Origin of the sequence: Streptococcus anginosus subsp. whileyi MAS624 (genome assembly GCF_000478925.1) — a bacterium.
Classification (GTDB): Bacteria; Bacillota; Bacilli; order Lactobacillales; family Streptococcaceae; genus Streptococcus; species Streptococcus whileyi.
Genome location: NZ_AP013072.1, coordinates 1,243,373 through 1,258,700 on the forward strand (window position 1 = coordinate 1,243,373; position 15,328 = coordinate 1,258,700).

Annotated in this window: 21 protein-coding genes; all 21 read right to left on the reverse strand. The window is 40.8% G+C overall.

Annotated features, from left to right (window positions below; translation table 11 throughout):
* Nucleotide 1 precedes the first annotated feature (1 nt).
* The 21 genes from ANG_RS06290 to ANG_RS06385 all read right to left on the reverse strand — a co-directional run bounded on the left by ANG_RS06290 (nucleotide 2) and on the right by ANG_RS06385 (nucleotide 15,322).
* Complete coding sequence (locus tag ANG_RS06290) at nucleotides 2-229, reverse strand: TcpD family membrane protein (protein WP_003033602.1); 228 nt, start codon at nucleotides 227-229, stop codon at nucleotides 2-4.
* A gap of 16 nt (nucleotides 230-245) precedes the next feature.
* Nucleotides 246-1,121, reverse strand: a complete 876-nt coding sequence (locus tag ANG_RS06295) for a conjugal transfer protein (RefSeq protein ID WP_025271811.1) — start codon at nucleotides 1,119-1,121, stop codon at nucleotides 246-248.
* 133 nt (nucleotides 1,122-1,254) lie between these two features.
* A complete protein-coding gene (locus tag ANG_RS06300) occupies nucleotides 1,255-1,734 on the reverse strand; it encodes a hypothetical protein (protein ID WP_020999650.1) in 480 nt (159 codons plus the stop codon).
* Between the two features lie 41 nt (nucleotides 1,735-1,775).
* Nucleotides 1,776-2,003, reverse strand: coding sequence for a hypothetical protein (locus ANG_RS06305; RefSeq protein WP_025271812.1), 228 nt, complete (start codon nucleotides 2,001-2,003; stop codon nucleotides 1,776-1,778).
* A 69-nt stretch (nucleotides 2,004-2,072) separates the two neighbouring features.
* The gene (locus tag ANG_RS11465) at nucleotides 2,073-2,282 is read right to left on the reverse strand and encodes a hypothetical protein (protein ID WP_229031557.1); all 210 of its coding nucleotides are present in this window, start codon (nucleotides 2,280-2,282) and stop codon (nucleotides 2,073-2,075) included.
* A complete protein-coding gene (locus tag ANG_RS11470) occupies nucleotides 2,273-2,440 on the reverse strand; it encodes a hypothetical protein (protein ID WP_229031558.1) in 168 nt (55 codons plus the stop codon). The genes ANG_RS11465 and ANG_RS11470 overlap by 10 nt, the downstream gene beginning before the upstream one ends.
* A gap of 50 nt (nucleotides 2,441-2,490) precedes the next feature.
* Nucleotides 2,491-3,426 carry an IS30 family transposase gene (locus ANG_RS06315; RefSeq protein WP_020999450.1) on the reverse strand — a complete coding sequence of 312 codons (936 nt, stop codon included), beginning with the start codon at nucleotides 3,424-3,426 and terminating at the stop codon, nucleotides 2,491-2,493.
* A 350-nt stretch (nucleotides 3,427-3,776) separates the two neighbouring features.
* Nucleotides 3,777-4,256, reverse strand: a complete 480-nt coding sequence (locus ANG_RS11475; RefSeq protein WP_003038037.1) for a LysM peptidoglycan-binding domain-containing protein — start codon at nucleotides 4,254-4,256, stop codon at nucleotides 3,777-3,779.
* A gap of 3 nt (nucleotides 4,257-4,259) precedes the next feature.
* Nucleotides 4,260-4,724: a GH25 family lysozyme gene (locus ANG_RS11480; RefSeq protein WP_003037990.1), complete on the reverse strand. Its 465-nt coding sequence runs from the start codon at nucleotides 4,722-4,724 to the stop codon at nucleotides 4,260-4,262.
* Between the two features lies 1 nt (nucleotide 4,725).
* On the reverse strand, nucleotides 4,726-5,130 hold the full coding sequence (locus tag ANG_RS06325) for a phage holin family protein (RefSeq protein WP_003038002.1): 405 nt from the start codon (nucleotides 5,128-5,130) through the stop codon (nucleotides 4,726-4,728).
* On the reverse strand, nucleotides 5,127-5,468 hold the full coding sequence (locus tag ANG_RS06330) for a hypothetical protein (RefSeq protein ID WP_003038021.1): 342 nt from the start codon (nucleotides 5,466-5,468) through the stop codon (nucleotides 5,127-5,129). The genes ANG_RS06325 and ANG_RS06330 overlap by 4 nt, the downstream gene beginning before the upstream one ends.
* Nucleotides 5,434-5,679 carry a hypothetical protein gene (locus tag ANG_RS06335; protein ID WP_003038024.1) on the reverse strand — a complete coding sequence of 82 codons (246 nt, stop codon included), beginning with the start codon at nucleotides 5,677-5,679 and terminating at the stop codon, nucleotides 5,434-5,436. The genes ANG_RS06330 and ANG_RS06335 overlap by 35 nt, the downstream gene beginning before the upstream one ends.
* A gap of 12 nt (nucleotides 5,680-5,691) precedes the next feature.
* Nucleotides 5,692-8,985, reverse strand: coding sequence for a phage tail spike protein (locus tag ANG_RS06340; RefSeq protein ID WP_025271813.1), 3,294 nt, complete (start codon nucleotides 8,983-8,985; stop codon nucleotides 5,692-5,694).
* Complete coding sequence (locus tag ANG_RS06345) at nucleotides 8,985-9,713, reverse strand: hypothetical protein (RefSeq protein WP_003038040.1); 729 nt, start codon at nucleotides 9,711-9,713, stop codon at nucleotides 8,985-8,987. Before ANG_RS06345 ends, ANG_RS06340 begins: the two co-directional genes overlap by 1 nt.
* Nucleotides 9,710-12,826: a phage tail tape measure protein gene (locus ANG_RS06350; protein ID WP_003038035.1), complete on the reverse strand. Its 3,117-nt coding sequence runs from the start codon at nucleotides 12,824-12,826 to the stop codon at nucleotides 9,710-9,712. The genes ANG_RS06345 and ANG_RS06350 overlap by 4 nt, the downstream gene beginning before the upstream one ends.
* Before the next feature lie 186 nt (nucleotides 12,827-13,012).
* Entirely contained in the window at nucleotides 13,013-13,432 is a 420-nt protein-coding gene (locus ANG_RS06360; RefSeq protein WP_020999653.1) for a hypothetical protein, read from the reverse strand.
* Between the two features lie 2 nt (nucleotides 13,433-13,434).
* Nucleotides 13,435-14,013 carry a major tail protein gene (locus tag ANG_RS06365; protein ID WP_003038032.1) on the reverse strand — a complete coding sequence of 193 codons (579 nt, stop codon included), beginning with the start codon at nucleotides 14,011-14,013 and terminating at the stop codon, nucleotides 13,435-13,437.
* A gap of 14 nt (nucleotides 14,014-14,027) precedes the next feature.
* Nucleotides 14,028-14,345, reverse strand: coding sequence for a hypothetical protein (locus tag ANG_RS06370; RefSeq protein WP_003038030.1), 318 nt, complete (start codon nucleotides 14,343-14,345; stop codon nucleotides 14,028-14,030).
* Nucleotides 14,342-14,710, reverse strand: coding sequence for an HK97 gp10 family phage protein (locus ANG_RS06375; protein WP_003037999.1), 369 nt, complete (start codon nucleotides 14,708-14,710; stop codon nucleotides 14,342-14,344). Before ANG_RS06375 ends, ANG_RS06370 begins: the two co-directional genes overlap by 4 nt.
* Nucleotides 14,697-15,041 carry a head-tail adaptor protein gene (locus tag ANG_RS06380; RefSeq protein ID WP_020999655.1) on the reverse strand — a complete coding sequence of 115 codons (345 nt, stop codon included), beginning with the start codon at nucleotides 15,039-15,041 and terminating at the stop codon, nucleotides 14,697-14,699. Before ANG_RS06380 ends, ANG_RS06375 begins: the two co-directional genes overlap by 14 nt.
* Nucleotides 15,041-15,322, reverse strand: a complete 282-nt coding sequence (locus ANG_RS06385; protein WP_003038052.1) for a head-tail connector protein — start codon at nucleotides 15,320-15,322, stop codon at nucleotides 15,041-15,043. Before ANG_RS06385 ends, ANG_RS06380 begins: the two co-directional genes overlap by 1 nt.
* Nucleotides 15,323-15,328 lie beyond the last annotated feature (6 nt).

Below are 15,328 nucleotides of genomic sequence, written 5' to 3' on the forward strand. Positions count from 1 at the left end.
CTTAAAATTTAATATGACTCAACGCCCAATTCATGCCTTCCCCAAATTTCGCTAAAACTTGTTCTGGATATAAACAGAAAAATGCAATCACAAAACCAGCCGACAAAACCGTCAAAGATTTTCCAAAACTCTTGGTTTTCATAAATTCATAAATCCCAGCACCAACACCAATACCTAATGCAACCCATACCCCTTGTTCCTTTAAAAACGTTGTTACTAAATCTTTCATTTATTCTTTTCCTCCATTATTTCAATTCTGCTGCATATTTTTTTGAAATACCATGCTCTAGTTTTTGAATACGATACGTTTCTTCTTTTTTATCTACTTGTAAAGTAACTACGAAATTCTCCTGGTGAGTTAGCCCTAATCCGTCTGTAAAAGTGACCTGTACTATATTTACCAGTACATCTTCTTTTTGCTTATCCTGAATAAAATAAGAATAATCTACGGACTTAAAGACATAACCTTTTACTGGACGAACTTCCTTAGAAAAAGGAGACATTTGCGTCTTGTCACCACTTGCATAAGCCTTGAAAAACGCTTCTACATATTCTTTAGCCTTAGAATACTTTGAATCGTCTGCTTGAAGATTCAACTGCACCTTATTTGTCGGATTTTTCGCAATATAAGAATCTTCATCAGTAAAGTAAGGCAAATCAGAAACATAATATTTGCTATTTTTTACTCCATAAGGAATATTGATCACTCCAACATTATTTTTCCATTCATCATTGACCTTTACTGTATATCCCACACGATAAGTCGCAAGATGATTTGTAATTTCAATCAAAACTGCACCTGTCAATTTACTTTCAAGATTCGTTGTTTTAGTAGTTTTCACATCTATTCCTGCACCATAAAACTTCTTTAATTTCTCTTGATTTTCAGGACTATTATCTGAAAAATAAGAGTTTAAGAAATCTGTCATGAATAAACCAACTTTATTTGACAAGTTCCGTGAATCTTGATTTGTTACCTGGACTATTTTCTTTTCACCTCGCAATGTTCTAACTGCATTAGAAACAATTACTAAACCAGCCAAGCCAACCACACCAACTATAAAACCAAGCAATAAAAAATTAGCCGCTCTTTGACTAATCTTTCTTGGTCTTATCTGCACATTTTCTTGTTTCCGTTTTGGAAACTTTATTTTTTTCTTTTTTTCCTAGAAGAAAAGAATTTCAACCCTCTCAATTGTTTTCTCCTTTCACGTTTTATTTCCTTTAAAATGGAAATTTTTAAAAATTTCCGCTCTAAAGGACATTATCTACATCTACATAAAACCCTCGTGTTGTATTGAGTACCACTCCTTTCTCTATATAAGCCTGAACAGCTGTCACCCAATTATTAGCCTTGTAAAAAAATTCAACAACTGAGGACATTTCACATTGATTCAAAATTTTTGTCATTAGCTGCACTTCATCTTTTGTCACAAAACAATAATGATGACTAATGATATCACTAACCGACCAATGATTTTTCAAACAATGAACAATAATAAAATCATCTCCAGCGTACAATCCTTCAATCACCCGTCTTAACAAATACGCTTCATCAAGACTCATCATTGTATCTACCTGCCAATCTTCAAAGCCACAAATAAAAAATGATTCACCACTGAATCCTCTTTCTACCATTCTAGCCTCAATAGCCTCTTTAGGATATTTCATAATATCTAACTGACACAATGAACTGGATTGACCGTCTGCATGCACTCGAATATTTGCAATCATCCTTCTACCTCATAAATAAGAAAATAAGGTTTCTTACATTTTTATTTCCCATTCCACCTTTTAACAATACTTTCCACTTCCTCAATCTGTTCTTCACCAAAAATTTTCACAAAGACATCTGGCATATAGCCAAAATCTCTAGCTATCTCTTGACCACTTTCATCAAGTACAAAAAATACCATTAAGACATACTTGCCATTTTTAAAAAACGTCAAATCATATCTTATCTTCCTAGCATTAGTGCGAACTTTAGCACGATGATAAGACATTCTCTCACCATGTGCCAACGAAACCAATCATTCAAATATCTCTTCTGCAGTCATTTCATTCTCTCCCTCTCATATAAACACGTGCCATTGCTTATTAACATAACCCAGAAAATAATATCTAACTCTTAATCGCTCCTTAATTTCTTCCAAATGTTGTTCAATATATTCATCTAACTTACCACTTTCAAGAAGTTCCTGATAGTCTTCGTCAGTCAACATCTTTGTCTGATAAGTCAAAACTTCTTCTGTATCAAAACATTCATAATGATTCACCCACATATCATCTTGATTTCCATCTCCAAACGCTTCAAGTTCTGCACCATCAAAGCACTTATCAATGGCATCCTTGATTTTTCTGGCAAAGCCAAAAATTTTTTACCATACATATAATCTTCGCATAAATTGATATAACAATTATAAGTCACTTTTACAGACATCTCTTCATCTCCTATTTTTAAATGATAAATTGCAAGAATAAGTGCAACATTTACTCGTACTCATCCACTAGAGCTTCACAAGCAGTTCTGTAAGCTAAACATTTTCGTGGTCGGTGATTGATATCATATAAGGCCTTGTTCAAAGCCTCATCAGAGATAGCGGCTAAATCTGTTTTCTTTGGAAAATATTCTCTTAGTAAGCCATTGGCGTTTTCATTGCTTCCTCTCTGCCAGGATGAATAGGCGTCCGCAAAGAAAAAGGAAATTCCTAAATTCTCTACCAGAGGATAGCAGGCAAACTCTTTTCCCCTATCTGAAGTGAAGGTTTTAAGAGCCTCTTTTGGAAATAGCTTATAAAGTTGTTCGATGGCTGAAAACATGGATTTGGCTGTTCTGTCTGGTATCTTGAAAGCTAAGTAAAAGCGCGTTTTTCGCTCCAGAAAGGTCGCTAAACAGCCCTTGCTTTTGCCTCTGGAAGACACCACAGTATCGAGCTCCCAGTGACCAAAGGTCTCACGATTCCTGACCTCTTTAGGACGTTTGGCAATCGATGTGCCAATCCTAAATCTTCCACGTGTTTCTTTAGGTTGTCGAGTTTTTCCTTTACGACGAAGGACACTCAAATCCAGAGCAATCAAACCAGCATAGAGCCAGTTATAGATTGTTTTAAAAGCTACCATCGGCCTTTGTTCAAGCTGATAGCGGCCACAAATCTGTTCAGGCGACCAGGAGGATTTTAAACCGTCCTCAATTTCCTTTTTCAACGTTGGTGTCAAACGAGACTTCCGACCTTTTTGCTTAGCCCTGTGGTCATACTGTTCCTGTGCTAGGGCTGCGGAGTAACCATTTTGGCATCGTCTTAACTCTCTTGAAATGGTAGACTTATGGACGCCAAGTTTACTTGCAATTTGGCAAGGTTTCAAACCTAATTCCAAGTAGGTTTCTATCTTTATTCGGTCGGTTATGGTAAGATGGAAGTAGCTCATAGTTTTTCCTCGGGATTCTGTTTGTGTGGTTACTTACAGTTTACACCAATGAAACGCTATGAGTTTTTTTGTTGCACTATATTTTACAATTTATCTTTTATAAAAATGATTATAGTAGGCTTGCTGATTGGTGAGGGAATCTTGTTGCTTTTCTGTCATGGTTGAAACCCGCGCATAGGCACAAACTCTTATCTTTCCTGGCTTCATCCCACTCTCCTTTCTTCCTTACTATATATCACTCTAAAGGCTAGATTTATCAAGTATTCAGCCCACTCATTCAAGCATTTTTAAGTCCAAATGCTGTCTATGTAAAGAGCCTGCATGAAGGGTTCCAAACAGACTCTGTTTGCTTATTCAATCTGCAGTACTTGGCCAGGGTAAATCAAATCTGGATTTTCAATTCCATTAATGGCAGCTAAGTGCTGGTAGTTCGTTCCATACATGTCCGCAATGGCTGAAAGCGTATCGCCACTTTCAACTGTATAAGTGGTGCTGCTAGGTGCTTGAGGATTTCCAGTAACCTGTAAAACTTGCCCTGGATAAATCAAGTCAGGATTGGCAATCCCATTGATAGCCGCTAATTCCTGATAACTTGTTCCATAAAGAGCTGCAATAGCAGATAAGGTATCCCCTTCTTGAACTGTGTAATTCCCAGTCGACGCTGGTGCTGCCGGTGCTGGAACCGCAGGGCGAGGTTCAGGGATTTGGCCAGTATAAACTGAGCGTAAATCCCGATACATATAATTGGAATCTACTCGGCCACTGATACCACCAACAATTCCATCACTTGTAAACTGCCAGATGTCTGTTGGAACTGCACAAGCTCCCACCTGTCACTGAGCTACCCAATTCGTATAGCGGGACAAGTCACCCATATTCTGGAACCAGTACAGGCTTGCATACACGCCAGCCCAGTAACCAGCGGATTCTACATTGTCACAAAACAGTCGGCAGATAGCCGTAGAAGTTTCCCAACTCACACCACCGTTGTTGGCTTTCCAACCGTCCGCATCCTCCATATCAATGTAGAGCGGCATAGAAGGATGGAATTGACGAGCAAAGTTCAAAAAGGCATTGACCTCAGCTTGTGCTTCTCCCAAATTTCGAGCATAGCTATAATGGTAAAATCCGTACGGAATGCCAACCCGCTCACATTCAGATGCATTTCGTCGTGCACGCAGGTCTTCCGCAAAGCTACCCCAAGACGAACGGATAATGACAAAGTCAACATTGTTTTTCAACTGATCAAAGTCAATAAAGCCATTGTGTTCACTGATATCTACTCCAAATAATGCCATCTTATTTTTCCTCCGATTTTAATTGTTTCAAAGTTTGTTTGAGTTTCTCTGGAACTGGCAGACCAATCCGTGCTGCATTTTCTAAAATACTGAGCCCCTCGTTAGACAAGTAATAGAAAATAATAGCGGTTCGGATGATGCCTCCCTGTTTCAAGATATGAGTATCAATAATCTGCCCCATAGCCACTAGCATCAAAATGACAACTTTTTTAAACAGTCCTCGAAAACCAACTGCACTGGATAGCTTCTTTTCAACAACTGCTGCCATCAATCCACTGATATAATCAATAGATATAAAGACAACAATCAAGGCAAAAATAAAACCATCCCAATCGCCAAAAACACTTCCTAAAAGTCCTCCTACCGTAGTAAATAGGACTTTATTCGCAAAAACTAACTGCTTCATGATACATTTCCCTTTCTATGCGGTTCACTCCAGTCGGGATTTCCCTTTTCATCAAATTGCATGATATAAAAGTTTTTATGGAATAACTCAGACAAATTCATGGTAGGGACTGTCGCTCCCCACTGAGTCAAAACTCCCACTGTTTCAATTTCCATCAATTGACGTCGACCTTCTTTAATCACGGGACGCTTTTGTACTTCTCGGTACATATAAAAATCCTCCCCCTCATTTTTGCAGCGAATGAATTCACCATTCTCGCGCATATAAGTGAGAGCCGCCGCCAAATCAAAAGGTTCTGTAATTCTACTTAGATCCGGTAGTAATTTCTTTTCTTCCATCTTTCTTTCCTCCATCTATTTTTAATGGTGTAGTTGCTTCTTTGAGATTAGCTTCCAATTCTTCTTTCTTCTGAAGGAGAACTTGGTAAGCTTCCTCTTTCTGCGTCAATTGAATGGCTAAGAGGTTCTTTGAAGTTACCTCATCAGCAAGCTTTCTGGTCAGCTCTTCAATCGTTAAACGAAGAGCCTGATTAATTTCTTCTTGGTTCATTTGTTTCCTTTCTTATAAACGTCCGACTAGGTTTCTGGTATCCCACCAAGATGGATGCCCTTCACCATGATTAGTCCGATACTCATAAAGTGCTCCAATGCTATTAGACAAGCATTGGAGAATCTCATGGAGTGAGACATAATTTCCGCTTGTATCTAAATAAAGCCAAACGTCCCCAACATTAATAGTCGAGTCTCGTCTATCCTGTTTTCTGCTTGGACGAAGCTGAAGCTTTCCTGTTGTTGTCATAACCCAACCGTCTTTATTATCATAGGCAGAACTGGCAAAGGACAATTCATCTCCAACCACATCAAGTGAGTCAACATTAACCCCATTCCAAGCCCGAATACCTACAAAGCCACCATCATTTGAGCTTTCATTGCCATAGCGATTAGACCCAATGACCGTCACACCAGCTCTTCCCTTACCATCGACATTTCCTGTCGCAAACTTAATGAACTGGGTTGGATAACCAGCTAGAACTCGTTTCAATGCAGCTTGGTCTGTATAATACAAAATTTGACCCGCATTGAGACTGATTTCCATAGCTCGGTTAATGGCTGTTAGGATACCACCTGATATCTTGTTCGCAGATAAAGTTACCGACTGCACCTGACTGATGAAGGCCTGCTTTGAAAAAAGCTTCCTCAGATAAGCTTCGGTCGCAGATAGCTTGTTAAACAAGGCATCATCTACTTTCAATTTCTCAGCTGTCACTGCTTCTGCACTTAGGATAGCTGTTGTGACTGATCCCGATTCAAAGTTGGCTGTCTTTAACTTATCCACCATGGCAGACTTAATCACAGCATGGTCAATTAAAGTTTGTCCTGTGATATGAGTGAGTCTACCATGGATATGATTTACTCCATTCGCTAATAGATTCAAACTGTTTAGTACTGCCCCACTTGAAGTCAAATACTGAACCGACCAACTGTTTGCGAGCTGAGTTTGAACAGTAGAAACTTTCTGGGTCAAATCCGTCACCTTGGTCACATAGGAAGAATCTGTCAGGACAATCTGGGCCAAGTTATGTTTGACGCTGTCTTCCTTTGAGCCAATGAGCCGTGAGTACAGATTAACTGTTTCCTGAACCTTTTGAAAGTCACTGCTGCTGGTTTTGCCATTGACTGCCTGCATGATTTCTGAAAAACGTCCCTCCACTGTTTGAGAATAAGAAGCAATCTTGGCTTCTGTGTACTGTCTATCATCCTCTGGAGCTGGACTCGGTGTCGTCGCAATTGTCCCATCTTCCAATTGTGGATCCCGAATATAAAGAACATCACCAACAAGCCAGCCATTTGAATAGCACACCCAGGACCAATATCTCTCAAACTTCACGGTAAAAGGGTGAACAAACCTATGCCATTCAGTTTGAAGTGTCACGGTCGAAACACCACCTGTCTCAAAACCAAACCGAACAACTACCGACCGACTCGCTTTCATATCAGCTGCATAGACCATTTTCTTCCCTTGCCATTCAGATCCCCTTAAATCAAAAATGGGCTTATGAAAGCCACCATTTCCTGCTTTTGTACAGATGGCTTTGAGATAGTAGCCACTTTTGGCATTCGTATCCGGTACCCTTTCAAACTTCCATTCTGATACATTAGGCGAGAGGGGTAACAGACCATCAAAATCATAATGACGGATGTAGTTGCGCCCACCAATTTGCAAACTCTCAAAGCGACGATTTAAGCCTTTCACATCTTCTGAATAGGAGGCTTTTGCGACATAGTCCTTGGCTACTTGCTCTCGGACAGTTCTGGACTGATTGGCTGTTTCCATCCGTACATACTGCTCCAGTCGTTCCCGCCGTTCACCATCTTTTGAAACATATCCCTGAATCTGTTGGAGAGTTGTTTCAAGGCCAGATAGAGTTTGCTTGACTTCTGTCTTACTGACAAAAGTGCCCATTTTCTGAAGAGTTTCTGTTTGAAAATTTTTCAAATTTGCTGTTGTTCGATTCGTTACTTCTTGGACGTTATTCAGAGCTCTCTGAGTATCTCCTGCCTTCCCTAAGGCTTCTTCCGTCTTTTGAGTAATCGTATGAAGAGACGACTCTGTCGTTTTCTTAAAAGGAGTAAACGAACTCTGAATCTGATCACGAGTCTGAGCTGCAATTTCCTCTGCCCTTGCTTTTGCCTTTTCAATGCCATCTAATACCTTACTCTCTTGCTTCTCAAAAACTGCACCAAAGGCTCGATTGGCATTTTCTAAGGCTTGTTCAATCATCAACTCTTGACTGCCTCGAGCAAAATTCAAAATGGAATGTGCTGCAGCAGTTATATTTGAAGAGCTCCCATGGCTACTTACTTTTGCAGTATCATCAAAGGTTAATGAGATATATTCTTTAGTCAGCGCATCATATTCATAAGCTACTGCTTGTTTGATGATATCTACATGGTGTTTTCTGCTCTTTAGAGTAATCCAGTCGGCTAAATGAACCGTTTGACCATCTAGCTCATAGGCTTCTATCACAATTGCATCTTGCTCTCGGTCAATCTTATCATGATAAAATTTACTCTCACCCCATTTTCGCAATTCCTCAAGGGTTTTAAGATTGTTATTCGTGAATTCTTTTTCGTTGATATAGGGATAAGCATCAAGTAAAGGACTATCAACCGTCACGGTTAACGTCTTTTCTTCTTTAGCCCCTTCTGGTTTAAAGGTCGAATGTACATGGATACGGGTCACAACATTTTGTGAGCTTCTATTCCGTTTGTAGGATTTCAGATTCTGATGAGTCGTAACAATGACTCCACGATTCTCTCCTCTGTGCTCTTGAATGGAGAATGAGAAATTATCTCGAATAAGCTCCCCTTCCCAAGTTCCGACAATAGAATGAGCACCATCTAACAGGACGTTATAAAGCGTAGTTGTCTCAGTCATGTTAAAATCCCTGTGTTTGGTAATATCACTTGTGAAAGAAAAAGACCCAAGACTCGTCTTGGCTGCCTGGACCATGCTAGATAAGGCTGTCATACAAGCTACTTGAGAATTTCCAATTGGCTTAATGGAATGCTGCATGACATCATCCGTAATGTGATAACACAGAACCTCCACGTAATCATCCATCTCAACTGGTTTCTTAATACGAAAAAGCTGTTCTCCTAATTCAGGGACAGGAGCCTTAATGAGTTTATCTACTTTCAATAGCCGATAAAGATGACTGTCCGTTATAGGATACTTGAGGGTTAAGGTAAAATCTCCATTCAACGTTTCCTTTACCCTAGCAGATACTGCTTCATAAAGAGGGATACCGTTCCATTTAATGGTCTGTACTTCCTTATCCAATAAATAAAGCATTAAGCCCACCCCCAGACAATCTCAAAACGAATGGACTGAATCCCAGTTCCCAATATGACTCCCACTGTTTTATCTTTTGAAGGGTCAATCGTCAAAAAATCACCAGACCACTTGATTCTTTTTCCTGATGAGGTTCTAAAACTTGGTTTGTCAGGGTTGTTATCCATCACCAGTGTTTCACTAGACTCTATTTTCTCCAAACGAATAACCTGACTGCCAACCGTAAAACTGGTTTCAGTTGAGTTGTTGCCTACTATTGTCAATTTGGGAAAAGCCAGAGCCGAACCCTTCATTCGCAAAGCACCATTTTGAGTGAATGACTGACTATCCGTATCTTTAAAGAATTTTGTGGGATGGCATTGGAATGTCACTTCCATCTCATAAACTCCATGCTTGTCCTTTATCATTTTTGAAACAAGGACTTTATAGCACCAAAGTCGAACTGTCTTCAACTGCTCACTCTCCAGCCAAAACTGTTCTTTAGAAAAGAGTGTCAAAAACTGAAAGAGTTCTTCTTCACTTGCTTTGACTACATAAATCTTAAATGCCAACTCCATCACATTGCGATGCTTGTTGGTTTCCATGACAGCACCACTGATCCCTCTATGCTCAAGGAGCTGTGTTTTACTGCTTTTCATGACAATTGGTGGACTGTTTTCTACAATCACCTTAAAGGGGAAAGAGGAAGTATGCACCCCATCAATAACTAATTCATTGTATCGAATCATGTTCCCAATCCTTTCAGTTGTTTTTGCCTAGCGAGTTCATCTGCCAATCTTCCTGCCACATGTTCTGATAAGCGTTCTAAATCCGCTTCTTCTCTAATTACCACATCTGAAATTGTAATGGTAATCTGAGGCAGATCATCCAAGGTAGAAGCAATTCCTCGACCAATCTGACTCAATGTTTCTCTGTTCAAAGGAAGAACCGCTTCTCTTCCTGACTCTCCTCCCGCTAAGAGGTTCATACCATTTACGCCAAATATGGTCGGCTTGGTTAAAATCCCACCTTTGGCATACCATTCAATCCCAATCCGTGGAATATCCCCCTTTAACCAATCAAGCGGATTAGCGGATCCACTGACACTAAAGTGTGGCAACGGAATATGCGGCCAAGAGATATGGAAATTAAAGAGATTCTTTATGGCATTGATGGCAGAGGAGACGGCATTTTTAGCTCCATCAATTGCTCCAGAAATGGCATTTTTGATTCCATCCCAAATATTTCGAACAGTTGAGAAGATGTTGTTTAGGACATTTGATATGGTCTGCAAGATACCATTCCAGATATTGGATAGTGTGCTTGCAATCCCCTGAACAATCCCTGTCACCGTGGATTGAATGGCATTCCAAATGGATGAAAATAAAGAAGAAAGGGCTGATAGAATATTTGAAACACTATCTTTGATGCCATTCCAGCTATTCACTATAAATTGCCAGATGGCATTAAGAATGGTGCCAATGATGGACTGAATCCCTTCCCATACGGTAGATACAATTTGTTTAATGGTTTCCCAGGCACCAGACCAATCCCCAGTAATTACCTGCATGACCAATGTGATAATGCTAAGAATAACATTTAGGACTGTTTCTATTATCGTCTTGATAATATCCCAGGCTGTTGTGACAACTAGTTTGATATTCTCCCAAACGGCTGTTAGATAAGGCCCAATTAAATCCATAATGGTGGTGATTACCGTCGAAATGGCATTCCAGACTGTTGTTGCAGAATCTTGAATCAACTGCTGATTTTCCTGCCACCAAGAAACCAAGGTTCCCCAAATTTCCATCACAAAGTCTATAACTTGCTGAACGATGAAAGAAATAGCTGAATAGATGGCATTCCAAACTTCCATAACAGCCGTTCTGAAAGCTTCATTATGTTCCCACAGTTCCTTAATACCAATGACCAATAAAGCAACAGCTGCTATCACCGCAAGAACAATTCCTACAATCGGAGCAGCCGCAGATAACATCCCTCCAATCGTCGTCCCAAGAGCTAAAGCTGCAGCTTGTAAGGCCACAATAATGGGTAAGAGAATACCCGCAACAGTCACCAGTCCACCCACAACCAGAATGAACTCCCGCACCGGTTCCGGAAGATTCACGAACCATTCCGCAACACTTTTTAAAAGCGGAACAAGTTGTTGGAGAATCGGAGCTAGAGTTTCTGCAATCGATCCTCCGACTTCGGCCATAGCTTCTTTAGCTGCATTTTGAGCAATCGTAAACTGATCAATAGGATCAAGCGTTGCTTCATAGGTAGAAGCAACTACTCCCTTAGCTTTTTCTGCGGTTCCTGCTAAATCATCAAAAGATAGAGCCCCCCGCTTAATGGCATCCACCATCCGTGGAGCAGCTTTAGTACCAAAGATACTGGATGCAAGCGTTAAGGCTTCCGTTTCACTGGTGCTGTTTCGGATTTGTTCGACCGTTTCTCTTAAGCCTTCACTCAGTGTCTTGCCCTTAGCCGCATAGTTGACTGCTGCTTTGGAGAGGGAAGAAAGAGCAGCCGAAGAATCGACCCCACTTTTTTCAAACTGCCCCATAAGAGCCACACCCTCATCAAACGAAAGTCCTAAAGCCTTAATTTGTGGAGCACCTTGGATGGCTTTGGTCATCAAATCCTGAACGCTGACACCAGTCGCCTGTGCCGTATAAGTGACGGTATCTAAGACCCGATTTAAATCACTCGTCTCAAGTCCATATGCTTCAATGGCTTGTTTTGCGGAAATGGCTGATTCCGTCACGTCCGAACCATTGATTTCCGCATACTTAATCAAAGTCGCAGAAGCGTCCTTTAAGGCATCACCAGTCAACCCAAACTGGGTATTAAGCTCACCAACAGCACTGCCCACTGTTTGAAAGTCCGTTGGAATTTCAGTCGCAAGACCTTTTGCAATATCCGTCATCTCATCCAGCGCTTTTCCACTGGCACCGGTTTTGGTGACAATGATATCCATCCCTTCGTCCACTTCTCGAAAAGCTTCCAATGTTGCTTTTCCGAAGTCAATCAGCTTCTGACTAATTTCGCTCAGTTTTTCACTGAAGTTAACTAAAATCTCAGACTTTAGAAGATTGTTGGTTTCTGCTAAGCTGTGGTTGGCATTATCACTTGCCCCACTCATGTTGCTCATCTCATCTTGCAGATGATGGTAAGCCGTCTTGGTTTCATTGAGTGACTTCTCTAACTTATTGGCTTCAACTGAGTTCTCACCGTACTCAGCCTTGGTCAACTCTAACTGTCGTTCTAAATTGACAATCTGTTTCTCAACAATCTCTGACTGAGTCGCAATCTTCTTCTGAGCAAGGGCTAACTTTTCAGATTCACTGGCATTACGACCTAGCTGACTTTCTTGGAGTTTAAATGAGGAAGCAACCTTCTCACTCTCTGAAGCCAGTTGACTTTGTTCCGCTCCTAGAGCTGCTAGTCTACTTTTGTTGCTGGTGACACTAGAGCCATTTTGTTCCAAAGCTCGGCTGACACTTTCCAGCTTATTTTCATAGCTTTTGAGAGTGTTCTGAGTGATTTCGACTTCCCTTTGAAATGCTCGGTACTGATCAGCTCCGATTTTGCCACTTTGAAACTGAGCTTCTACTTGAGATTGGGCTTGACGTAATGTTTCTAGCTTCTCTTTGGTTGTTTGAACTTGCTTAGCTAAAACCTCTTGTTTCTGAGTTAAGAGAGTAACATTTCCTGTATCAAATTTTAGTGCCTTATCAATTTGTTTCAGCTCTCGGCTTGCTTCTAAGGCTTCGTGATTCACTCCTTTTAGAGCTTTTTGTAAGGGCTGCGTATCGCCACCAATTTCAATTGTGATTCCTTTAATGGTTCCAGCCATACCCTACCTCCTTACCGCTACATCAAAAGTTATCAAAGTCTGTCTGAGTGGCTTTCCTGCTTCGAATTTCTTCTTTAGTACGCACTTCCACATAGTCTGTCTGATAATCCAGCGCCATGCCAATCGTTATCTCCTTTAAATCAGAAATTGATAGCCCTGTCTCTTTACAACAGTGAAGATAGGATTCTACTGTGAAAGTTTCGCTGCTCGCTTCTTCCGACGCATCGACTTTTTTCTGGTTGTCATCCCTTGATTTAACAATTCCATCAGAACCGGTCCTACTGTTTGAAGCGGAAATTCTTCTAAGCCCATAAAGAACTCTTCAAAAGGTTCAATTGATGGGTTAGCTGATTTGGCAAAAACCCAAAAGAGCCGGTGGAAAAACGTCATATCAAAATCCGCCAACATGCTCATATCCACATCCGATGCAGATAAAGTTTTGCCTTCTTCTAACTGTTCAGCTTTTTTTAGAATCGACTCTGCCTGCAACATTTGAAACAGGTCCTGGAAATAATCTTTCCCAAATTCTTTTTTATAGGCAATTGGTGTGTAAGCATTGGTCGCAAGCTCAATTTTCTTACCTGATAACTGAATCGTTTTCCGCATGATTAACCTCCCAGTTTCACAGTTGGCTCATAGACTTTTGTAAACCAAGTCTTTTTGACATCTTCTGGGGTATCCTCTGTGGTCCTGCGACGGACGATTTTATCCAGCGGCCGAGGACTGGCTTTGAATTTCAATTCTACTTCGTTGATGTCTGAACCGCTCTTTGTTTTGGAAGCAACGGTTGGCCTGCTTGCATAACAATAATAGAGCACATGGAGCGTTTCCTTCTTATCCCCTTCAAAGCGAAACATTAAAGCAAAGTTTTTCTTTTCGCTGCTTGCAATTTCTGAGATGACATTACTCTGGGCATCGATAGTTTCTCCCAACACTCGGGTCAAAAATTCCTGTGTCAGAAGAGCCAGTTTCAGAGTTCCTTCATAGCCATCATTGGATTCTGTCGTATAAAAATTGATGTTGTCTGCTTTATAGGAACCCGAATCCCCTTGTGGCTCCAAGGTCAGCTCTGCGGCACCTCTGAGTCGCTCTACTGTGCCGTAGGTCAGCGCCCCATCATCTCCTTCTTTGGTTACTTCTGCCCAATGGACATCCTGCAAACCAAAGGTGACTTTATTTTTCTCCATCGGATTTTTCCTTTCTATTGACTTAAATGATAAATAACCTGATACAGCTTTTCTGTATACAGATAGGTTTCTTCCTTGTCAAAAAAGAGAGAATGGCTGTCGAGTACTGCTTCTATTTTCTCTTCTAAACCAAGGTCTTTTTTCTCGGTATAAAGCTCCAGTCTGACTTGACTTCCTTTGTGATAAGCCAGATTATCTGCTCCATAATTCTGAGAAGCAGGAAACCAATACACCAAAAAGGGAGGAGCTGGACTGTGACCCTCCTCAAAATGGTGATAGGCACAGGGCAAACCTAGACTGCTTAAAAATGGAAACCACTCATCTTTTTTCATAACTTCTCCTTCAAGCGCTCTTCAAATTGGCGAATCATCTTTTCTTCAACAGGAGCAATATGACGAATTCCTTCAACCCTACCACCGTCTCGTTTAGCATGACCGTTTTCTAAGAGATGCATCAGTCCTGGTGTTCGATTATGAATCGTTTTTATCAAAGCTAGATTCGTTTCTTTAGTCGCAGTAGAGGTCCAGTCTCGAGCATATTTTCCCCTCTTTTTGGGAGAACCATGCTTTAACTCATTGACGGCTTCCTGCGTACTGTCTTCCACCACTGCTTTCAATGTTTCAGTAGACCTTTCCACATAATCTTCTAACTCCTTTTGAACAGCCCGAGCTAGGTCAGATGGATCAATTGTTGCCATATTGCACCTCCTCTGTCGCATCTATCAGGATTAATTTCTGAGGATAAGTCAACGAATCAATGGCCTTGATATTATAAACCTTATCCTCAAAGCGAAGACGAGTGGTTTTACTATCCAACTCTCGAATAGCAGGGTCATAGCGCAGCGTAAATCGTAATTGATGAATATTCTTGATCATTACTGTAGCAGTGCCTTCCGTTTCAAGAAGCACCTTGCAGGAACACCACCTAGAAAACAACGGTTGCCACTGACTATTTTCATTGCCAATAGCATCTTGCTCAATGACTCGTTTTTCAAAGAAAACTCGTTTACTTAATGGGGCTATTCTCATTAGAATACATCCCTTCTATGAGCAGAAAGAAGAGCCTTGAGCAGTTCTACTAGGTTTTCCTGTCCTCCTTCTTCCCGATGCTCATAAAGATAAGCCGTTCCAAATAAAACAATCGTCTGAAGGAAGTCAACTTCTTTCTCCTCCGTCACTTCCTCCAGATTCTTGCGTAGGATACTGGAACACAACTCTTCACTGGCGGAAATCATGACTTGAATCAACTGATCATCCTCTGAGTGTTCAACCCTTAGATAGTTCCTTGCTTCCTCCAAACTAATCTTCATGAGAAG

Bases quoted from the DNA above. Each gene is read 5' to 3' on its own strand.
- ANG_RS06290 (WP_003033602.1), bottom strand. From the start codon at position 229: ATGAAAGATTTAGTAACAACGTTTTTAAAGGAACAAGGGGTATGGGTT.
- ANG_RS06300 (WP_020999650.1), bottom strand. From the start codon at position 1,734: ATGATTGCAAATATTCGAGTGCATGCAGACGGTCAATCCAGTTCATTG.
- ANG_RS06305 (WP_025271812.1), bottom strand. From the start codon at position 2,003: ATGTCTTATCATCGTGCTAAAGTTCGCACTAATGCTAGGAAGATAAGA.
- ANG_RS11465 (WP_229031557.1), bottom strand. From the start codon at position 2,282: ATGTGGGTGAATCATTATGAATGTTTTGATACAGAAGAAGTTTTGACT.
- ANG_RS11470 (WP_229031558.1), bottom strand. From the start codon at position 2,440: ATGTCTGTAAAAGTGACTTATAATTGTTATATCAATTTATGCGAAGAT.
- ANG_RS06315 (WP_020999450.1), bottom strand. From the start codon at position 3,426: ATGAGCTACTTCCATCTTACCATAACCGACCGAATAAAGATAGAAACC.
- ANG_RS11480 (WP_003037990.1), bottom strand. From the start codon at position 4,724: ATGGCATTATTTGGAGTAGATATCAGTGAACACAATGGCTTTATTGAC.
- ANG_RS06325 (WP_003038002.1), bottom strand. From the start codon at position 5,130: ATGAAGCAGTTAGTTTTTGCGAATAAAGTCCTATTTACTACGGTAGGA.
- ANG_RS06330 (WP_003038021.1), bottom strand. From the start codon at position 5,468: ATGGAAGAAAAGAAATTACTACCGGATCTAAGTAGAATTACAGAACCT.
- ANG_RS06335 (WP_003038024.1), bottom strand. From the start codon at position 5,679: ATGAACCAAGAAGAAATTAATCAGGCTCTTCGTTTAACGATTGAAGAG.
- ANG_RS06340 (WP_025271813.1), bottom strand. From the start codon at position 8,985: ATGCTTTATTTATTGGATAAGGAAGTACAGACCATTAAATGGAACGGT.
- ANG_RS06345 (WP_003038040.1), bottom strand. From the start codon at position 9,713: ATGATTCGATACAATGAATTAGTTATTGATGGGGTGCATACTTCCTCT.
- ANG_RS06350 (WP_003038035.1), bottom strand. From the start codon at position 12,826: ATGGCTGGAACCATTAAAGGAATCACAATTGAAATTGGTGGCGATACG.
- ANG_RS06360 (WP_020999653.1), bottom strand. From the start codon at position 13,432: ATGCGGAAAACGATTCAGTTATCAGGTAAGAAAATTGAGCTTGCGACC.
- ANG_RS06365 (WP_003038032.1), bottom strand. From the start codon at position 14,013: ATGGAGAAAAATAAAGTCACCTTTGGTTTGCAGGATGTCCATTGGGCA.
- ANG_RS06370 (WP_003038030.1), bottom strand. From the start codon at position 14,345: ATGAAAAAAGATGAGTGGTTTCCATTTTTAAGCAGTCTAGGTTTGCCC.
- ANG_RS06375 (WP_003037999.1), bottom strand. From the start codon at position 14,710: ATGGCAACAATTGATCCATCTGACCTAGCTCGGGCTGTTCAAAAGGAG.
- ANG_RS06380 (WP_020999655.1), bottom strand. From the start codon at position 15,041: ATGAGAATAGCCCCATTAAGTAAACGAGTTTTCTTTGAAAAACGAGTC.
- ANG_RS06385 (WP_003038052.1), bottom strand. From the start codon at position 15,322: ATGAAGATTAGTTTGGAGGAAGCAAGGAACTATCTAAGGGTTGAACAC.